The sequence below is a fragment of the Limnohabitans simekii (SeqCode) genome, assembly GCF_965234735.1.
GTDB classification, from domain to species: domain Bacteria; phylum Pseudomonadota; class Gammaproteobacteria; order Burkholderiales; family Burkholderiaceae_C; genus Limnohabitans; species Limnohabitans simekii.
In genome coordinates this window covers 50379-66527 of record NZ_OZ248545.1, presented here as the reverse complement: position 1 = coordinate 66527, position 16149 = coordinate 50379, and the positions used below count along the sequence as shown (strand labels likewise).

Genomic DNA, 16149 nt, shown 5'->3' with positions numbered 1-16149 from the left:
GATAAATTCAATTCAAAAGTTCACACACTCTCAGTCGCGAAAGAAATGAACATGGGACAAATCGGGTTGGAGATACAAACGTGAACCCTCGGTGAATTGAGACTGTCCAGACAGCCTGACCTTCATTGTTTGCTGGGAAGCATGGAGATCAAGAATGGTGTGACCACCCAAGGGTTCAACCGCCACCACGGTAGCCTCAAATCCGTCCTTTGTGACTTGACTGGAAACGTCAAAATTTTCAGGACGGATGCCCATGGTCACAGCTCCAGCTATTGGCTTGTTTGGAATTGAAGACACATTGATGGAGAAATTAAAGTCATTCGCAAAAAAAACGTCGGATTGATCGATGGTTCCTTGGATCAAATTCATCGGTGGTGAGCCAATCAAATGGGCAACGCGAACATCGACCGGTGCGTCATATATTTTTTCAGGAACGTCCACCTGAATAATCTTGCCATCAACAACAATCGCCAACCGATCAGCCACACTCATGACTTCTTCTTCGTCGTGCGAGACATAAATGAAGGTGTGATTCCCCTCAGATTGCAAGCGCTTGAGTTCAACGCGCATCTCCTCTCGCAAACGGGCGTCCAAAGCTGCAATAGGCTCGTCCAACAAAAAGGCTCCGGGCTCACGTACAAAGGCACGGCCCAATGCAATCCGTTGCCTTTCACCACCACTCATTTGGGCCGGTACTTTGTGCAGTATGTGATCGATATGCAAAACCTTGGACACACGATCGACTTCAACCTGAACTTTCGCCTTGTCAAATCCTCGCTCGATCAGCGGAAAGGAAATATTGTCATAACCATTCAAATGAGGAAACAAGGCTAAATTTTGAAACACCATGGCCATGTTGCGCTCTTCAGGTGAAAAATTGGTGGCGTCAAAGCCATCAATCATCACCCTGCCCTCGTCTGGCTGGACCAATCCCAGAATGATTTTCAGTATGCTGGTTTTGCCACATGAAGGTGGCCCAAAGATGCCAAAAAATTCATTGCTCTTGATGTCCAAGTCAATGGGGCCGATGGTGAAGTTGGGGTAACGCTTGACCACGCCACGAAGTGAAATATTTGCCATTCAAATCCCCATCTATCAAATCAACCGATTGCCGGTCGTGGTGTCAAAAGCAAGGCACTTGGCCACAGGTAAATTCAGAATTAAATGTTGCCCCGCCTGAGCCAACTCGACACCTTGCATGCATTTGAGAATGCCTATCTGCGTTTCAACGTGAGCGACTTTGACTGGGCCAATGCGTTCAACCACGTCAACCCTGCCAGGGATGATGATGTCGTGATCGGACGCTTGACCTGCACGAACTTCTTGTGCTCGAATACCCAGACTCACCGCGGATGAAATCGATTTTGAAAAGAGCTGATGCAAGTCAGATGGCAATTCAATTTGTTGACCATTGGCAACACTCAAATAAGCAGACGATCCTGAAATGCGCACTTCACCGTCCACCATGTTGATGGCTGGTGAACCGACAAAGCGAGCTACAAAAATATTGGCAGGGTTGTTGTAGACATCTAACGGAGCACCAACTTGCATCAATTTTCCTTTGTCCATGATGGCAATTCGATCAGCCAAACTCATGGCCTCAATCTGATCGTGGGTCACGTAAATCATGGTTTGTTTGAATTCATGTTGCAATATTTTCAGCTCCGCACGCATGTAAGCGCGAAAACCTGCATCTAGATTGGACAAGGGTTCATCCAACAAAAACACCTTGGGCTCGGCAATCGCCGAACGCGCAATGGCTACTTTTTGCATTTCGTTGACACTGAGACTGCCAGCCAACTCTGCGAGTCGATGGTCAATGCTCATTCGCTTGGCCATGGCTGTCACACGGCGATTGATTTCGTCAGTGGGTCGCTTCTTGACAGTCAACGAAAACGCCAAGTTGTCCCGCACTGTCATGTGGGTGAAGATGGCATAGTTTTGAAATACAAACCCTATCCCTCTGTCTTGCAATTTTTGACTCGTTGGTGGCTTGCCATCGAACAATAACTGTCCATTGCTGGCGGATTCAATGCCTGCCACCATATTCATGGTGGTGGTTTTTCCACAGCCCGAAGGACCCAACAAGGCCATGAATTCACCGTTGGCGATTTCCAAATTAAGCTTATTGACAGCGGTGAAATCTCCAAATTGCTTTGTGATGTTTTGAAGTGAAATGGAAGACATGGTGACCCCTTATTTCGAAACAGTTGCAGGCTGTGCACCACGCTTGAGCAATTGCGCTGCAAGCACACTCAGAGCCAGCAGGGTGCTCAATCCAATGGCCGCCACGTAGCCCCATTCATAGTCACCAAACGTCATTCGGTACAAATACACGGAAATGGTTTCGGTTTGCACACCTGGCCCCCCCTTGGTCATCACGCTGATGGAGTCAAAGACTTTGAAAGACTCCACAGTTCGGAGTGCCAACACGATGATGATGACCCGCTTCATACGGGGAATGACGATGCGCTTGAAAATTTGAAATTCGGATGCACCCAACAGCCTGGCTGCCAATATTTGATCGTTGGGAACACCCAACATGCCTGCCAACAAAATCAAAAACATGAGTGGTGTCCACTGCCAAATTTCGGACACGATGATGGTGATGATGGCGCGATTGCGGTCAGTCAGCCATGAGAAATTGGTGGGCAACCCCAGATGGTTGTTGATCGGACCAGTGCCTTGAAAGCACAGGTAAAAAATCAAACCCGCCACGGCAGGTACGATCATCATGGGAGTAAGCAAGACGGAATAAAAAAACTTTTTCCCAGGGAATTCGTCGACAAACAAGGTGGCCAAACCCAGTCCCAAGGCAAACTGAATGGGAATCGTGATGAGCATGATGAACAAGGTTCTACCAATCGCACCCCACATCTCACCGTCTTGCAAGAGTCGCCAGTATTGGCCCAAGTAATCAAAGCTTTCGTAAGCTTTGTACCAGGGAACGCCATCTAACGGCGACCACATGGTGACGCTTAAATACAGTTGCATGATGAGTGGGAAAACCACAATGAACACCAGCAAAAGCATGGTGGGCAAGGTCATCCAAAATCCTAATTTCTCAGGATTTGAGCCCACTTTCCCCCAGTACCCGAGGGACTTATTTGCGTTTGAATTTTGTGTCATGTTTCAATTCCTTATGCATTCAAAACTCATTGCTTGAGTGCGCCAAAAGTCAATCCTCGAACCAAATGCTTTTGAATGAGCAGGCCAAAAACAACGGGTGGTAGTGCGGCGACCAGGCCAAGAGCCGCTTTCATGCCATACATCTGTCCCCCCATGGCTGATGTCAAGGTGGCCATATAGACAGGCAAAGTGACCCAAATTTTTTGTGTCAACAGCAAGGCCAAGAGGTAATCGGACCAATTCAAAATAAAGACAAACAAGGCACAGGTGGCTAAACCCGGTTTCACAATCGGCAAAGTGATGCGCCAAAAGACACGCCAGTGACTGCACCCATCGACGCGTGCCGCTTCTTCAATTTCCACAGGCACTTCATCGAAGAAGGTCTTCATCAACCAAAATGCGAATGGCAGTGTGACAATGCCATAGATAAGCGACAGACCCCACCATGTATCAACTGCCCCCAAAAATGCCCACATCACCATCACCGGGATCATCACAGCCAAGGGTGGAAACAAACGAAGTTGCAGCACTTGCAAAGGCAACCCAGCGCCAACCTTGAAACGCACAACGGCATAGGAAGCCAACGTGCCGCAAACGACTGCAATCAGCGTGCCAACGGTGGATGTGACCAAACTGGCCATGAAAGGTTGAAAAATGGTTTTGTCCAAGGACACCACCAAACCTTCAGCGTGACCGTATATGAGAAATTCAAAATTTTGAAATGTCGGATTTCGAGGCCACCATGTCAATTGATCCCCCACCGTCGTCCACTCAGGATACGGTTTGAAGGCCATGGTGAACATCCAATAAAGGGGATACGCCACAAAGAAGACAGCCAATACCAGCAACGCATATCGAACGACATGCCGAGTCATCGAGGTTTTCACAGAGATTCCTTTTGCAAAATGAACTATCCAGGAGTGGAAACCCACTCCTGGAAATCAGTCACTTGGATACTCAGGCTGGATCAACCAAGGTAGGCCATGTCTTGCGACTTGCTGCAATGGCCTTCAAGATGCCACTCTTCTCTTGACGCTTGATGATTTGTTCCCATTTTTTCTGGGCCGCAATCATGGCTTCTTTGGCAGTTTTTTGACCTGTTAAAGCGGCCTGCAACTCTTGATCCAATGCATTGTCCAAAGCAGTTTGACCTGCAAAGTTCAGTGTGGGCGCAGAGCGTGCAATCGTCTTGGGGATCATGTCCATCGAGTACGGCTGGTAGGTTGCTGCTACCAGGGGCTCTTTGAAATTTGCCAATTGCATGGGGTCGAAATAACCGCCAGGGTTGCCAGCCATCCAGGTGTAGGTGCGAGTGGAACTCAGCCATTGCATGAACAGATAGGCTGCTTCGGGATGTTTGCTTTTGGAAGACAACCAGCCAGTGATGTGGTAATACAAAACCGAGCGACGGTTGATCTTGTCACCAAATTTACGGCCCACCGGCAAGTGCGCAGCCAACTTACCTGTGGCTTTGCTTTTCGGTGATCCATCATCCTTGTAACCATCGCCAAACTTGGCAATGTTGGTGTAGATGGCAGTATGCGGACACTTCAAATTCCAAACCGTCGCGTAGGCTTCGGCCCATGTGAAAGTCAAGGCATCAGGTGGGGACCACTTGAAACTGTTCACGTGTTCGTTGGCGCACTGAATACCTAGTTCGGTGGCCAGATTGGGTTTGCCGTTTTCGTCGAAGAAATAGAAGTTGGGCATGGCCATGGATGCGAAGCGACTGTAGAAAGTTGCCAAACCCCAAAATGGACTCATCAGGTTGCCGTTTCCGTACATGGGGCCATTGCCTACATCCAGGCCAGTGAAAAATTCGGAAATTTTGTCCACTTCCTCCCATGTGTTGGCTGGGCCGAGCTTGTAACCGTATTTGTCGGCGAACTTCTTCTGGACATCTGGTTTCTCATAGATGTCTTTCAAGTAAAACCAAGTTTGAAAGTCACCGTCCAAGCTGAATGAGTAGTAGCTGCCGTTGTAGGTGTAAAGCAACTTCTCCATTTCAGGCGTTGGGGTGCCACGTTGTGGGTCTGCCCAATCAGGCTTGTAGGCTTTGACAAACGGGTCACAGTTGACGGCACCACCTGCAGCGACCAAGTCACCGGTGGAGTTCCATGGGCCGGTGTAGATGTCAAACTGACCTGACCCTGTGGTCACATCTTGCATGACTTTTTTGAAAATATCGTCCGCTGTGGCACCAACGATGTCGATCTCAATGCCTGTTTCACGTTCCCACACTTCTTTGGCAGATGGTGCCCCCGTGGGATAAGTTTGTGCACCAATTTTTCCAACTGGGAAAGGCTTGGTGATTTGTCCAATCGCCCCATCGGTCAGCAACATGGTGAGTTTCTTGGGCGCTTTGCCTGCGGCTTTTAATTTTTTAATGCCTTCAATTGCACGTCCTTCCGACATGGAAGCGTTGTATTGGAAACGTTCAGCACCGTTGAAACCGGTGGGCCCGCCCGTCATGCCTGGTGCCAATCCACCTTTATTTTGGGCCATGCCTGCAATGGGGTTAGCTGTCAGTGCCGCACCTGCGCCCAATGCACCAGCTTGCTGAAGAAAGCCGCGACGTGAGGGTTTAACCGTGTCGTCATGCACATTAGATTCGTCTTTGTTATCCATTGATGTCTCCTGGTTTTGTCAAGTGGACTTGCCATTGGGCAAGGAAAGGAACAACTCTTTGGCTGCTCTCCTAACTCACTTCTCAAGAAACATGCCATGCAAAAACAAGATCTTCAACACTTGCAAACCTATGATTCATATGGATTTATTAGTTGACCGGTGTCAATCTACTGCAACTGTCACATGTGAGACGCTGTGACAGTCACGCGACATGCCGTGACATGCACTGCCGAATTCATGCTTGTTCCTTTGAATCAGCGATGTCTTGAATGTGCATTGATCTAGGGGAAAACCCATGGTTCAAGGGCCCGTGACCTTGTCCAGTTTGAACACTGGCACCATGCTTCAAAGCTTGGTAAATAAAGTCGCGTGAGGATGCCACAGCGCTTGGCAAATCGAGCCCCAAAGCCAAATAGGCCGCAATGGCTGACGACAGTGTGCAGCCTGTGCCATGCGTGTTGTGGGTTGGAATTCGCGACGATGAAAATTCATGGTGTGCGCCCGAGGCCAAAGCCAACACATCCCACAACTCATCACCCGGCAGATGGCCGCCTTTGATCAGTACGTTGCGAGCCCCCATGGATTGCAAAAACCGAACGGCCACAGTGAGGTCTTTTTTGGTTTTCAGATTTTGCTTCAGTAACCAGCCTGCTTCATCCAGATTGGGGGTGATGAGTGTCACCAAGGGAAACAGCCGTTTGACCAATACTTCCATGGTTTCTTCGGTAATCAATTGATCTCCACTGGTAGCCACCATCACAGGATCAAAAACAACTTGTTGAAGACCATAGTGCTCGATGGCCCAAGCAACCACCTCCACCAACTCGGGACTGTGCAACATGCCAATCTTCAAGGCATCAATCCCGATGTCATCAATCACCGATTGAATTTGCAGCTTCAAGAAGTCCGCAGAAACGGCTTGAATACCTTGAACACCCACTGTGTTTTGGGCCGTGAGTGCGGTGATGGCTGCCATGCCAAAGCAACCAAGCGCCATGAAGGTTTTCAAGTCTGCTTGAATGCCTGCCCCCCCACTGCTGTCTGATCCCGCAATGGATAAACATCGGGGGTACTTGTTGTTTTTAGAGGGTAAATGGGTGGTCATGAATAAACTCCATCAATATTTGCTACCTTCACCCTTTAGCAAATTTCAGTCCAGTTCAATCAACTTGCAAATAAACCATGAAAATTCTTTTTGTATGCATGGGAAATATCTGCCGAAGTCCAACTGCAGAGGGTGTGATGCGGCACCTCATGACAAAAGCCCAACTGAACGAGCGCATCCATGTGGATTCGGCAGCAACGCACAATTACCAAATAGGATCTGCGCCCGATCCAAGAACACAGCAGCATGCGCTGCAAAGAGGCTATGACTTATCGGCTCTGCGAGCCAGGTTGTTGACGCATGAAGATTTTGAACATTTTGATTTGATTTTGACCATGGACCACAACAATCAAACAACTGTCAACGAGCGATGCCCTGAAAACCTCAGACACAAAGTTCGTTATTTCTCAGAATTTTTCGAGCAATACGAACTCACAGAAATTCCCGACCCCTACTATGGTGAAGCGAAAGACTTTGAATTGGTTTTGGATTTGGTTGAAGACGGTGTAAAAGGGCTGATCAGCCATTGCATCAGGCCAAGCTGATCCGTTGCCGCACCGTTTCAAACAAACAAATGCCGCTGGCCACCGACACGTTCAAACTCTCCACGCCACCGGCCATCGGAATGCGCACCAGTTGATCGCAGGTTTTGCGGGTGAGTTGACGCATCCCATCGCCTTCTGCACCCAAGACCCACGCAGTGGGGATTTTCAAATCCACCTCATACAGTGTTTTTGGCGCATCGTCACTGGTGCCGGTGATCCAAATGTTGCGCTCTTTGAGTTCATTCAAGGTGCGGGCCAAATTCGTCACCATGAAGTAAGGCACGGTGTCCGCCGCACCACTGGCCACTTTGGACACCGTGGCGTTGATACCCACGGCATGGTCTTTGGGCGCGATGACCGCGTGCACACCTGCCCCATCGGCCACGCGCAAACACGCGCCCAGGTTGTGCGGGTCGGTGATGCCATCCAAAACCAGAATCAAGGCCGGTTCATCGGTGGGCAAGGCTTCCAAACATGCATCGAGGGATTTGGCAATGTCAATCTGGTGCACCCGCGCCACCACGCCTTGGTGGCCATGGCTACCGGCCAGTTGAGACAAGCGCAGGCCATCGGACTCGACCAGTTTCACTTTGGCTTCTTTGGCACGCTCTTGAAACTGGCGCATACGAGCGTCGCGGCGTGTCGGGTCAATGAACACCTCAATCACCGAGTCTGGCGCGGTTTTCAGGCGCACACCCACGGCATGGAATCCAAACATCACTTTGATCGGGCTGGCCATGGCTGTCCTGTGAAAACTCAAACCACTCGCGCCCGCAAGTCCATCAAGGGATGGTCATGGGCAGGCCAAGGGCTGTTGAAAAAAGGCGTCACCATGTCGGCGGTGACTTCATGCAGTTGTGCGGGCAACCAACGCGGTGCATGGTCTTTGTCCACGGCCAAGGCGCGGATGCCTTCCACCGTGTCGCTTTGCGCTGGTGTGCGTTGCAAGTGTGTGGGATGAAAACTGTGACGCACCATGTCACGCTCCATGCGCAATTCGTCACTCAGGTTCATGTGTCGTGCACGGCGAATTTGTTCAAGGCTCACCGCCAGCATCAAAGGGGATCGTTTGTGCAAAGCCTCTAAGGCATGTGTGTGGCCAGCGGCTTCCAAGGCTTGCGCAATGGCTTGCAGATCGGCTGCACCGAAGGCTTGGTTCAAGCTGTCGTTCCACCAAGCGGGTTGGCTGGCTTGCGCGTGCTGCGTGACTGCTTTGAAGGCGGCACTGAAGCCCTCCAAGGCATCAGGCTGTGACCAATGGTGTGCAGGCAACTGTGCCCACAGTGTGTTCAAGGACGCACTGTCCACCAAGACATCGGCCAAGCCTGCGAACACGGCTTCTGCCCCATTCAACATCTGACCGGTGAGGCCCAAGTACTCGCCCAAAGCACCATCACAACGGCTGAGGAAATAACCGCCGCCGACATCGGGAAACAAACCAATCATGGTTTCGGGCATGGCCATCTTGGTGCGCTCGGTGGCAATGCGCAGTGATGCGCCCTGTGCCAAGCCCATGCCCCCGCCCATCACCACACCGTCCATGAAAACGATGCAGGGTTTGGCGTAGTGGTGAATCAAATGGTTCAAGCGGTACTCTTCGGTGAAGAAATCATCCAAGGCCGCGTCCCCTGCCAATGCCGCTGCATGAAAAAACCGAATATCACCACCCGCGCAAAACGCACCAAACGCGCCCTCTTTGCCCATGCCGCGCAGGGCCACAGCTTGCACACGGTCGTCTTGCGCCCACGCCAACAACACCTCGGTCAGGCTGCGCACCATGCCCAGGGACAAAGCATTCAAGGCCTTGGCACGGTTCAAGGTGATCAGGCCCACTGCGCCTTGCACCTCGGCCAACACATCACCTTGTTGAATTGAGAAAGGATCATCCATGTTGCGTTCTCCTGCTTCGCGATTCGTTCCACGCCAAGGCGCACAGCACCAAGCCGCCGCCCACCAACACATTCAAGCCGGGCTCTTCACCCGCGCCCCACCAAGCCCAAGCAATGCCAAACAACACCTCGAGCAAGGCCAACAAGGCCAGCTCGTGTGAAGCCAACACTTGCGCGGCCCGCACTGCCAACAAACAAGGCACGGCCAATTGAAACAAACCCAAGGCGGCCAACCAAGCGATGTCGTTGGTGCTGGCCACGGTGGGCCAAGCCAGTGGTGCGGTGTACACACAGGACAACAAGGCACCGACCCACACGGCGGACATGAAGTCTGGGGGTTGCGCCGCATTTTGCAGACGGTGTGTCACGGTCCATTGAACTGCACCAGCCATCGGCACACACAAGGCCACAGCCATGCCCCAGACATGCCGTGTGCCTTCCAACTGCACTTGGCTGATGAACATGAAGGCCATGCCCACCCCAGCGGCAGCAATCGCCCACCAGGTGTGCGCGGCCAACGGTTTTTTCAGGACCAGGCGCGACAACAAGGCGGTGAGCATCGGCCCCATGGCCATGGTGATCAGCACATTGGCCACGGTGGTCATGGTCAGGGCCAGCATGAAGGCGGTGAACATCACCGACCAACAGACACCCGAGAGCCAAAAGGTTTTGTCACGCCAAGGCAGTTGCGTCAACAGCGACCGGCCTTTGAGCATCGGCAACAAAACACTGAGCGACAGCACCGTGAAAAAGCTGCGCCAGAAGGTGACTTCAAAGCCCTGGGCGTGGGTCACCTGACGCGACACCACACCCGCGATGGACCACAGCAAGGTGGCCAGCAACATCAGCCCCAGGGCTTGAGTGTGGCTGAGCTTGTGAACCATGGCGTGGCGTTCAGGCGTCGCGGCTGGCACGTTTGCGTTCGTGCTCTTTCAAGTGGCGCTTGCGCAAGCGAACGCTCTTGGGTGTGATTTCCACCAACTCGTCGTCTTCAATGAACTGCACACCGTATTCCAAAGTGCATTGGATGGGTGGTGTGATCTTGATCGCGTCTTCTTTGCCGGACACGCGGAAGTTGGTCAGCTGCTTGGTGCGGGTGGCGTTCACCACCAAGTCGTTGTCGCGGCTGTGGATGCCCACGATCATGCCTTCATACACCGGGTCGTTGGGTTTCACAAACATGCGGCCACGGTCATCGAGTTTGCCCAAGGCGTAGGTGAAGATTTCACCGTCATCCATGGAAATCAGCACGCCGTTTTTGCGGCCACCAATCTCGCCCTTGTGCGGTTCGTACTTGTCAAAGATGTTGGAAATCAAGCCCGAGCCACGCGTCAAGTTCAAGAACTCGGTGGTGAAGCCAATCAGGCCCCGTGCAGGAATGCGGTATTCCAAACGCACACGACCACGGCCATCGGGTTCCATGTTGACCAACTCGCCTTTGCGCTCGCCCAGGGCTTGCATGACGCCGCCTTGGTGCTGCTCTTCGATGTCAGCGGTGACCAATTCGATGGGTTCGCAACGCTCGCCGTTGATTTCACGAAACACCACGCGCGGTTTTGACACGGCCATCTCGTAGCCTTCGCGGCGCATGTTTTCCAACAAAATCGTCAAGTGCAATTCACCCCGGCCGGCGACTTCAAAAATACCGTCTTCATCGGTTTCTTTGACGCGCAGCGCCACGTTGTGTTGCAACTCTTTTTGCAGTCGGTCCCAGATTTGACGGCTGGTGACGTACTTGCCTTCGCGACCGGCCAAGGGGCTGGTGTTGACGCAAAAATTCATGATCAGCGTGGGCTCGTCCACTTTCAACATCGGCAAGGGCGCAGGTGTCAGCGGGTCGGTCACGGTCACGCCAATGCCAATCTCGTCGATGCCGTTGATCAACACAATGTCGCCAGGACCTGCTTCGGTGGCTTGAATCCGGTCCAGGCCTTGGAACTTCAACACTTGGTTGATGCGGCCTTTCACAGGCGTGCTGTCCGGACCTTCCATCACCACCACGTCCATGTTGGGCTTGATGGTGCCTGCGCTGATGCGACCCACGCCAATGCGGCCCACAAAGGTGGAGAAATCAAGCGCTGAAATTTGCAATTGCAAAGGCGCAGCAGGGTCACCTTGTTGGGCGGGCACGTGTTTCAACACGGTGTCAAACAAGGCCGACATGTCGGGGCCCCATTGCTCGCCTTGTGGGCCTTCTTCGAGTGAAGACCAGCCATTGATACCCGAGGCATAGACCACGGGGAAATCGAGTTGCTCGTCGTTGGCGCCCAGTTTGTCGAACAAATCGAAAGCGGCGTTGATGACCTTGCCGCAATCGGCACCGGGCTTGTCCACTTTGTTCACCACGACGATCGGCTTCAAGCCCAAGGCCAAGGCTTTCTTGGTGACAAAGCGGGTTTGTGGCATGGGGCCTTCTTGCGCGTCAATCAACAGCACGACGCCGTCAACCATCGACAAAGCACGCTCCACTTCGCCACCGAAGTCCGCGTGTCCGGGCGTGTCCACGATGTTGATGTGGGTGCCCTTCCAACTGACCGCGCAGTTCTTGGCCAAGATGGTGATGCCGCGTTCGCGTTCAATCGCGTTGTTGTCCATCACGGTGTCCACCACTTTTTCATGGTCGGCAAAGGTGCCGGACTGGCGCAACAGTTGGTCGACCATGGTGGTTTTGCCATGGTCAACGTGGGCAATGATGGCGATGTTTCGAATTTGTAAGGTCATGCTGCACTCTCGAGTAAAGATTGGATTTCTTGGGGATTCAACAAGCGCTCGGGAATCAATTCCCCAGCGCGAACATGGGCGGTGCCCAGCAAGGCATGCGGGCTGGCACCATAGACAGCCACTTGGTCTTGGTCGGGCCAGTCACCCCGGCGGCGCAAGCCACTCAGGAATCGACCTGCATCATCGGGCTGCAATGTGATCGGTTGATGACTGTCGAGCAAACTGTCCACAGCGCGAAGCTGACTGAAACGCTGTGCTTCAGGCAAGGCTTCCAAAGCCTCCAGGCTCACACACGCATCAATCGAAAAACGGCCGCTTTGCAAGCGACGCAGTGCACTCAAATAAGCGCCACAACCCAGTGCCTTGCCAATGTCTTCGCCCAAGGTGCGGATGTAGGTGCCTTTGGAGCAATGGGCTTTGAGCCAAACACTGCGCACACCGTCTTGCACCGGCAGTTCTTTCAATGCAAGCGCATGGATAGTGACTTGCCGGGGGGCGCGTTCCACTTCCAAACCTTCGCGGGCATATTCATACAAGGCCTTGCCGTCTTTTTTCAAGGCGCTGTGCATGGGCGGCACTTGCATCAACACACCGGTGAACAAGGCTTGCACTTGCAGCAGTTGTTCGGGTGTGAAGTTCACCGGTGCTTCGGCAATCACTTCGCCTTCGGCGTCGCCGGTGCTGGTGCATTGACCCAAGCGCAAAACGGCTTCATAGGTTTTATCGGCGTCCAAATGCAACTGGCTGAATTTGGTGGCCGCACCAAAACAAAGTGGCAAGACACCGGTGGCCCGCGGGTCGAGCGTGCCGGTGTGACCGGCTTTTTCAGCCCGCAACAACCACTTGGCTTTTTGCAAAGCCTGGTTGCTGGAGAGTCCGAGGGGTTTGTCCAACAGCAACACCCCATGCACGGGGCGCCGTTGCACCCGTGTGCGTGGCGTGTTCATGGGTTCAGTCGGTGTCTTTGGCACGCGAGGCGACAGCCCGCGCAATCAAGGCGTTCATGTCGGCGGCGCGTTCGGGGGTGCGGTCGTATTGAAAATGCAGCGTGGGCACGGTGTGAATGTGCAAGCGCTTGAACAAACCATTGCGCAAAAAACCAGCGGCTTGGTTCAGGCCTTCCACGCAAGCCTCGGGGTCGCCCACCAAGACGCTGAAAAACACCTTGGCGTGGGCATAGTCGGGCGTGACTTCCACCGATTGGATGGTGACCATGCCCAAGCGCGGGTCCTTCAGCTCACGAATCAACTCGGCCAAATCGCGCTGGATTTGGTCGGCGACGCGGAAACCGCGGTGGGCTGTGGAGGACTTCTTGGCGGGCATGCAGGTGGTTTAAATCGTGCGAGCGACTTCCTTGATTTCAAAGAACTCGAGCTGATCGCCTTCTTGAATGTCGTTGTAGCCCTTCAGGTTCAAACCGCACTCGAAGTTTTCTTTCACTTCGCGCACGTCATCCTTGAAGCGCTTCAAGCTTTCCAATTCGCCGGTGAACACCACCACGTTGTCGCGCAGCAAACGCAAACGCGCATTGCGACGCACCACACCCGTGGTGACCATGCAACCCGCGATCGCGCCGATTTTGCTGATGCGGAAGACTTGGCGAATCTCGGCCATACCGATGATTTCTTCCTTCTTGTCTGGCGTCAACATGCCCGACATGGCGGCCTTCAATTCATCGACCGCGTCGTAAATGATGTTGTAGTAATGGATGTCCACACCATTGCCTTCAGCCAGCTTGCGCGCACCTGCGTCAGCCCGCACATTGAAGCCAATCACCACGGCTTTGGAAGCGATGGCCAGGTTGATGTCGGACTCGCTGATGCCGCCCACCGCGCCATAGACCAGCTGCACACGCACTTCTTCGTTGGTGAGCTTGAGCAAGGACGCGGCCAAGGCTTCTTGCGAACCTTGCACGTCGGCTTTGATGATGATGGGCAGGTTTTTGATTTCGCCAGAGCCCATGTCGGTGAAGATGTTCTCCAGCTTGGCGGCTTGTTGCTTGGCCAGTTTGGTGTTGCGGAATTTGCCTGCACGGTAGGTGGCGATTTCGCGGGCACGACGTTCGTCGTTGAGCACCATGAATTCGTCCCCTGCTTGCGGCACTTCCGTGAGACCTTGGATTTCCACAGGAATGGACGGGCCGGCTGATTTGATGGACTTGCCGTTTTCATCCAGCATGGCGCGAACACGGCCAAAGGTTTGACCGGCCAACACCACATCGCCTGTTTTCAAGGTGCCAGACTGCACCAAGATGGTGGCCACAGGACCACGACCTTTGTCCAAACTGGCTTCAATGACCAGGCCCTTGGCCATGGCGTCAATCGGTGCTTTGAGCTCCAACACCTCGGCTTGCAACAGCACTTGCTCGAGCAAGTCGTCAATGCCTTGACCGGTTTTGGCCGAGACGGACACGAAGGGTGAGTCCCCTCCGAATTCTTCAGGCACCACCTCTTCCACCACCAACTCGCCTTTGACCCGGTCGGGGTTGGCGTCAGGCTTGTCGATCTTGTTGATGGCGACCACGATGGGCACACCGGCTGCTTTGGCGTGCTTGATGGCTTCTTTGGTTTGCGGCATGACGCCGTCATCGGCGGCGACCACCAAGATCACGATGTCGGTGGCTTGGGCACCACGGGCACGCATGGCCGTGAAGGCCTCGTGTCCAGGGGTATCCAAGAAGGACACCATGCCACGCGGTGTTTCCACGTGATACGCGCCAATGTGTTGTGTGATGCCACCGGCTTCACCCGAGGCCACTTTGGCGCGGCGGATGTAATCGAGCAAAGAGGTTTTGCCGTGGTCGACGTGACCCATCACCGTGACCACAGGAGCGCGGGTGACGGACTCGGCTTGCAAACCAGAGGCTTCTTCTTCGGTGAAAGCTTCCGGGTCGTCCAACGCGGCGATGACCGCTTTGTGGCCCATTTCTTCCACCACGATCATGGCGGTGTCTTGGTCCAAGGGCTGGTTGATGGTGGCCATTTGGCCCAGCTTCATCAGTTGTTTGATGACCTCGGAGGCTTTGATGGCCATCTTGTGGGCCAACTCGGCCACGGTGATGGTTTCAGGCACATGCACTTCAATGATGCGTGCTTCCGCCGGTGCGCTTTGCACCGGGGTGTCATCCCGATCCCGGTCCCGGCGGCCACGGGGGCCGCCACGCCAGCTGTTGCGACCCACACCCCCGCTGGCGTCGCCACGGGTTTTGATTTCTTTTTTCTTGGCTTGTTCATCGGCCCAGCTGGACGACAGCTTGGCGCTCTTGACTTCTTTTTGGCCGTCTTTGGTAACCGCGCCACCAGCTGGACGTGCACCGGGTGCGGTGCTGCCAGCAGCCGGTTTGTGCAAGGTGCCTTTGATGGCTTTGGGGTCGACCGCGGCTTTTTCGGGCTCTGGTTTTTTGGCGACCAAGACTTTCTTGGGCGCATTCATCATGGTGCGGATGGCTTCGGCTTCGGCCAACGCGGTGCGGCGGCGGCTGTCCAAATCTTTGGCGCGAACCGCGTCCTCTTCAGCACTGACCTTGGCAGCGGCTTCGCGCTCTGCGGCTTCGGCCTGGGCTTGGGCCAATTGCGCGGCAGCGGCATCAGCGTCTTTGTCGTTGGCGGGCACGGCTTTGGCGGCCAAGACTTCGCGGTCTTTGGCCTCTTGGGCTTCGCGCAAGCGGCGTTTTTCCGCCAGCTCTTCTTCTTGACGGCGAATGAATTCGGCTTGGCGACGCGCTTCTTCTTCGCGACGCGCCAATTCGGCTTGATCGAGGATGGGTTGAACGGGCGCGGCTTCTTGCGCAGACTCAGCAGGGGCTTCGGCTTCCACCTCGTCGTCGCGTTTGACGAAGGTGCGTTTCTTGCGCACTTCCACTTGGATGGTGCGGGCTTTGCCCGTGGCATCGGCTTGTTTGATCTCCGAGGTGGATTTCTTCACCAAGGTGATTTTTTTGCGCTCTGGCGTGTCTGTGCCATGGCTAGCTTTCAAAAAGCTCAGCAGTTTTTGCTTGTCAGCATCCGTCAACTCGTCTGTGACCGCGCCCTTGGCGACGCCCGCAGACTTCAACTGCTCAAGCAGTGTGTCGGGAGATTTTTTGAGTTCCTTGGCAAACTCGGCAACCGTTGTGATGGTCATCTGTGGTGTT

General features: G+C 53.7%; 14 protein-coding genes. 1 reads left to right on the top strand and 13 read right to left on the bottom strand.

Annotated elements, in window-relative coordinates; translation table 11 throughout:
* Window positions 1-30: 30 nt before the first annotated feature.
* The 6 genes from AC8GFP_RS12255 to thiD all read right to left on the bottom strand — a co-directional run bounded on the left by AC8GFP_RS12255 (window position 31) and on the right by thiD (window position 6862).
* Window positions 31-1080 (bottom strand): ABC transporter ATP-binding protein, encoded by a 1050-nt coding sequence (locus AC8GFP_RS12255; RefSeq protein ID WP_506613579.1) that lies wholly within the window; start codon window positions 1078-1080, stop codon window positions 31-33.
* Window positions 1081-1095: 15 nt separating this feature from the next.
* Entirely contained in the window at window positions 1096-2187 is a 1092-nt protein-coding gene (locus AC8GFP_RS12250) for an ABC transporter ATP-binding protein (protein WP_506613577.1), read from the bottom strand.
* A gap of 9 nt (window positions 2188-2196) precedes the next feature.
* Window positions 2197-3048 (bottom strand): carbohydrate ABC transporter permease, encoded by an 852-nt coding sequence (locus tag AC8GFP_RS12245; RefSeq protein ID WP_506613575.1) that lies wholly within the window; start codon window positions 3046-3048, stop codon window positions 2197-2199.
* 107 nt (window positions 3049-3155) lie between these two features.
* Entirely contained in the window at window positions 3156-4016 is an 861-nt protein-coding gene (locus AC8GFP_RS12240) for a carbohydrate ABC transporter permease (RefSeq protein WP_506613573.1), read from the bottom strand.
* A gap of 70 nt (window positions 4017-4086) precedes the next feature.
* Window positions 4087-5757, bottom strand: coding sequence for an ABC transporter substrate-binding protein (locus AC8GFP_RS12235; protein WP_506613571.1), 1671 nt, complete (start codon window positions 5755-5757; stop codon window positions 4087-4089).
* A gap of 235 nt (window positions 5758-5992) precedes the next feature.
* Window positions 5993-6862, bottom strand: a complete 870-nt coding sequence (gene thiD / locus AC8GFP_RS12230) for a bifunctional hydroxymethylpyrimidine kinase/phosphomethylpyrimidine kinase (protein ID WP_506613569.1) — start codon at window positions 6860-6862, stop codon at window positions 5993-5995.
* Window positions 6863-6939: 77 nt separating this feature from the next.
* On the opposite strand from thiD, the gene AC8GFP_RS12225 reads away from it, so the two are divergent.
* Complete coding sequence (locus tag AC8GFP_RS12225; RefSeq protein ID WP_506613567.1) at window positions 6940-7407, top strand: low molecular weight protein-tyrosine-phosphatase; 468 nt, start codon at window positions 6940-6942, stop codon at window positions 7405-7407.
* Here AC8GFP_RS12225 and rlmB read toward each other — a convergent pair.
* From rlmB to infB, 7 genes are read right to left on the bottom strand one after another with little or no spacing between them, the layout of a single operon-like run.
* Window positions 7394-8146: a 23S rRNA (guanosine(2251)-2'-O)-methyltransferase RlmB gene (gene rlmB / locus AC8GFP_RS12220; RefSeq protein WP_506613565.1), complete on the bottom strand. Its 753-nt coding sequence runs from the start codon at window positions 8144-8146 to the stop codon at window positions 7394-7396. The genes AC8GFP_RS12225 and rlmB overlap by 14 nt on opposite strands.
* 17 nt (window positions 8147-8163) lie before the next feature.
* Entirely contained in the window at window positions 8164-9297 is a 1134-nt protein-coding gene (locus tag AC8GFP_RS12215; protein WP_506613563.1) for an enoyl-CoA hydratase/isomerase family protein, read from the bottom strand.
* Window positions 9290-10180 (bottom strand): DMT family transporter, encoded by an 891-nt coding sequence (locus AC8GFP_RS12210; protein ID WP_506613561.1) that lies wholly within the window; start codon window positions 10178-10180, stop codon window positions 9290-9292. Before AC8GFP_RS12210 ends, AC8GFP_RS12215 begins: the two co-directional genes overlap by 8 nt.
* Window positions 10181-10190: 10 nt before the next feature.
* Window positions 10191-12017: a translational GTPase TypA gene (gene typA, locus AC8GFP_RS12205; RefSeq protein ID WP_506613559.1), complete on the bottom strand. Its 1827-nt coding sequence runs from the start codon at window positions 12015-12017 to the stop codon at window positions 10191-10193.
* Entirely contained in the window at window positions 12014-12964 is a 951-nt protein-coding gene (gene truB, locus AC8GFP_RS12200; protein WP_506613557.1) for a tRNA pseudouridine(55) synthase TruB, read from the bottom strand. Before truB ends, typA begins: the two co-directional genes overlap by 4 nt.
* A 4-nt stretch (window positions 12965-12968) precedes the next feature.
* On the bottom strand, window positions 12969-13340 hold the full coding sequence (gene rbfA / locus AC8GFP_RS12195) for a 30S ribosome-binding factor RbfA (protein ID WP_506613555.1): 372 nt from the start codon (window positions 13338-13340) through the stop codon (window positions 12969-12971).
* A gap of 9 nt (window positions 13341-13349) precedes the next feature.
* Complete coding sequence (gene infB / locus AC8GFP_RS12190; protein WP_506613554.1) at window positions 13350-16139, bottom strand: translation initiation factor IF-2; 2790 nt, start codon at window positions 16137-16139, stop codon at window positions 13350-13352.
* Window positions 16140-16149 lie beyond the last annotated feature (10 nt).